The sequence below is a fragment of the Kitasatospora sp. MY 5-36 genome (genome assembly GCF_001182915.1).
Lineage (GTDB): Bacteria > Actinomycetota > Actinomycetes > Streptomycetales > Streptomycetaceae > Kitasatospora.
The window spans coordinates 1-3,051 of the sequence record NZ_LFVW01000949.1; the positions used below are offsets into that span (position 1 = coordinate 1).

General features: G+C 76.1%; 2 protein-coding genes and 1 pseudogene. 1 reads left to right on the forward strand and 2 read right to left on the reverse strand.

Features of this window, described 5'->3' with window-relative positions; genetic code table 11:
- Together AE652_RS38655 and AE652_RS38660 are read right to left on the reverse strand one after the other, a co-directional pair.
- A pseudogene (locus tag AE652_RS38655) lies at window positions 1-254 on the reverse strand (hypothetical protein); the annotation flags it as partial.
- Between the two features lie 339 nt (window positions 255-593).
- Complete coding sequence (locus AE652_RS38660) at window positions 594-1,481, reverse strand: TetR/AcrR family transcriptional regulator (protein ID WP_234348699.1); 888 nt, start codon at window positions 1,479-1,481, stop codon at window positions 594-596.
- 476 nt (window positions 1,482-1,957) lie between these two features.
- On the opposite strand from AE652_RS38660, the gene AE652_RS38665 reads away from it, so the two are divergent.
- The coding region (locus AE652_RS38665; protein WP_082346251.1) for an NAD(P)/FAD-dependent oxidoreductase at window positions 1,958-3,051 on the forward strand (1,094 nt) is incomplete at its 3' end.

A 3,051-nucleotide genomic window follows, 5' to 3' on the forward strand; every position in this document is an offset into this window, starting at 1 on the left:
CCCGCCGGGGCCTGCCCTGGCACCCGGCCCGGGGGCAGTGCGGCGGCGGAGGCGGAGAGCGTCTCGCGGCTGGGCATCCCGGCCTGGTCGGGGACGTGGCCGGCGGCCGAACCCGCTGCGGCGCCCGGCACTTGGGCCGTACCGCCGGCGCTGCCGAGACTGCAGGGGCCCGCGGCGGACCCCTCGGCGGTCTCACCGGAGCGGCCCCCGAAGTCGAGGCCGTACCCGTAGTCGTTCTGTTCCTCGGCGCTCACAACGGACCCCAGATTCCACGACAGCCCCCGTAGTGTGGCAGGGCGCGCGGGAGTGCGTAGGCGCACGGTTCCCCGGCGTACGGCGCCGACGGCGCGCGAACGGCGCGCATCGGGACATTGGCTCCAACCACGGGCAAAGGATGGCATAGCGCAGGGATCGGCGGTAGCCGGACCGGTCGCCTTCCACTCCTCCGAGGGGCCGTCGCGGGGGCGTTCGCCCAGCGTGCGGTGGTGGGGTGTGCGACTCCCGCACCCCGGCGCGCGCACTCGGGTCGCGCGCCGGTCCTCCTCCCAACTCCCGTGCCCGTCCGGCGTGGCGGCCCGGCCGGCCGACGGGCGTCAGCGCTCCCGCAGGCCGTCCAACAGGATCTGCAGCAGCCGGTCCGAGGGCCCGGCGACCGGCTGGCCCTCCGTCTGCGGAGAAATCGGCGAGAAACCGACGGCCGTCGGCGCGGAGACCGACGGACGGGCCGCGTGCACCGGCACCGAGGCCGTCAGCACCAGCACCACGTCCGACACCGTGACGCCCGGCCGCAGTTCGCCCGCCGCACCGGCCCGCGCCACCAGCGCGGCCAGCAGCTGGAGCAGCAGCCGGGGATCGGCGTCGGCCGCCGACGGCTCGACCGCCCCGCCGGAACGGGCCTCCTCGCCGCGCAGGTCGAAGCGGACCGCGGCCGGCGGCTCCGCCGCCCGCTGCTCGGGCACCCGGCCCAGCTCCTCCGCGTACCGGAACGCCTCCGGCGGCAGCAGCCGCCCGGCGCCGCTGCTCACCGCGCGGGCCAGGTAGCCGGCCAGCGCCTCCCAGGCGCCGTCACCGCCGTACAGCGACTCCCGCGCCTGCGCGGTCAGCCACGCCACCTCCTCGGCGGCGATCCGCTGGACCAGCACCTCCTTGCTCGGGAAGCGCCGGTAGACGGTGCCGACCCCGACCCCGGCCCGGCGCGCCACCTCCTCCATCGGCGCGCCGTAGCCGAACTCGCCGAACACCTCGCGCGCCGCCCGCAGCACGCTCTCCAGGTTCCGCCGGGCGTCCACCCGCAGCCGGGCCCCCGGCACCGGCACGGCGGCCGGCGCGGGCTCGACCCGGTACGGGACGGCCGCCCGGGCCAGACCGGCCGGTGCCGTCCCGCCCTGCGGCAGGGCCACCGGGCCGCGCTGCTCGGGGACCATGCCCGGTCCGACCTGCGACGCACCCGCCCGCCCCAATACCTGCTCCTGATCCATCATCCCAACTCTCCCCCGCAGGCGTCCGAAACCGGACCCTGTCGTCGCCCGCCCCTGCACCCCCCGGTGCAGCTCGGCCCGTCAGAAGTGACCCGATGACCCATGCTCGTGCCGCCCGTCCCGATCCGGTGACCACGGTTCGTGCCGCCGTGCCGGGTCCACGTCCGGCTCGGCGCGTCGGCACCGACCGGGGCCCTGTCCGGGAACTACCCTTCCCCGGATGACCGTCCCCCAGTCGGGTTCTCACGCCAACGCTGGAACTGGCCGTAGTGGCCGCCCCACGGTGCGTCGCCGCCGATTGTCATGGCGACGGCCGCCCCGGTACACAATCCGACCATAGTTCACCACTCTCCGAGGCCGAAAGTGCGTCAGAAAGTCGCCCAGTAGGCACAACTGGCCACGACGGTCACTCGTGTGGCAATCAGCCCCGTACGGACTGTGGACAAGACGACCCCCGCCGGTCCTTCATAGGGGGCGTGATGGGGGACACCCCCGGCCGCGGGGTGGCCGGGACGAAACGTCGCATCGGCAGGAGGCGCACCATCAGGATCCTGATCGCCGGCGGCGGCTGCGCCGGAACGGCCGCCGCACTCCACCTCCAGCGCGCCCTGCGGGAACGGCTGCGGCGCGGCGAGGCGGAGATCACCGTCGTCGAGCCCCAGGCGTACTTCACCTACCACCCGCTGCTGGCCGAGGTGGCGGCCGGCTCGATCGACCCGAGACACGTGGTCGTCCCGCTGCGCCGGGTTCTGCCGGACTGCCGGGTGCTCACCGCCCGGATCACCCGGATCGAACACGCCGCCCGGCGCGCCCTGGCCGACGCCGCGGGCCCCGGCGAACCCCCCGCCCCGGTCGAACTCCCTTACGACGTCCTCGTGGTGGCCCCCGGATCGGTCTCCCGCACGGCGCCGGTGCCCGGCCTCGCCGAGCACGGCCTCGGCTTCTCCACCGTCGGCGAGGCGGTGGGCCTGCGCAACCACGTCCTGGAGCAACTCGACCTCGCCTCCGCCACCCGCGACCCGGCGCTGCGCCAGGCCGCGCTCACCTTCGTCTTCGTCGGCGCCGGCTACGCGGGCGTCGGCGCGCTCGCCGAGCTGGAGGACATGGCCCGCACCGCCGTGCGCGGCTACCACAACGTCCGCGCCGAGGACCTGCGCTGGGTGCTGGTCGAGGCGACCGGGCGGATCCTCGCCGAGGAGTCGCCCGAACTCGCCCGGCACACCCTGGGGGAGCTGCGCGAACGCGGCGTCGACATCCGGCTGAGCACCACCCTGGAGTCCGCCGCCGACCGGGTCGTGGCGCTCTCCGACGGCAGCCGCTTCGGAGCCCGCACGCTGGTCTGGACGGCGGGCGTCCGGCCGTCCCCGCTGCTGCGCGCGACCGACCTGCCGCTGGACACCCTCGGCCGGGTGCGGTGCCTGGCGACCCTGCAGGCCGTCGGACCGGACGGGCGCGCCCTGCCCGGCGTCTGGGCGGCCGGCGACTGCGCCGCCGTACCGGACCCGAACGCGGACGGCGCCCCCTGCGCCCCCAACGCCCAGCACGCCTTCGCCCAGGCCGAGCTGCTCGCCCG

Bases quoted from the DNA above. Each gene is read 5' to 3' on its own strand.
- AE652_RS38660 (WP_234348699.1), bottom strand. From the start codon at position 1,481: ATGATGGATCAGGAGCAGGTATTGGGGCGGGCGGGTGCGTCGCAGGTC.